The organism is Rhodopseudomonas sp. BR0C11 (assembly GCF_010820945.1).
In the GTDB taxonomy this organism is placed as follows: Bacteria; Pseudomonadota; Alphaproteobacteria; order Rhizobiales; family Xanthobacteraceae; genus Rhodopseudomonas; species Rhodopseudomonas palustris_H.
Genome location: NZ_QTKI01000864.1, coordinates 1 through 416 on the forward strand (window position 1 = coordinate 1; position 416 = coordinate 416).

Below are 416 nucleotides of genomic sequence, written 5' to 3' on the forward strand. Positions count from 1 at the left end.
GTATGAACCACGTCGGCATCCGTCATCACCTCGATAAACGCCGGGCCGCCACTGGCGAAAGCGCGCTCCAGAGCCGGCGCGATGTCGGCAAACCGGGTCACACGCTCTGCATGACAGCCGAACGCCTGGGCGATGTTGGCAAAGTGCGTCCCGCCCAGTTTCGAGATCACATGATAGTTGCTGCCGAACATGATTTGCTGCCCGTGGATCGACATTCCCCAGACTTCGTTGTTGAGAACCACGGTGACGATCGGCAAGCGGTGCCGGACCATGGTGTCGAGTTCCTGCAGGTGGAAGCCGAGCGCGCCGTCGCCGGTCAGGTGGATCACCCGACGCTCCGGAGCGGCGAGCTGGGCGCCGATCGCGAACCCCGGTCCGATCCCCAGGCAGCCGAGACAGCCGTGACCTGTCCCTTA

1 protein-coding gene is annotated in these 416 nt (G+C 63.9%); it reads right to left on the reverse strand.

The features are described from left to right. A partial coding sequence (locus tag DYI24_RS27840) for a thiamine pyrophosphate-dependent enzyme (protein WP_246701408.1) occupies positions 1-386 on the reverse strand: 386 nt, incomplete at its 3' end. Positions 387-416: the final 30 nt, after the last annotated feature.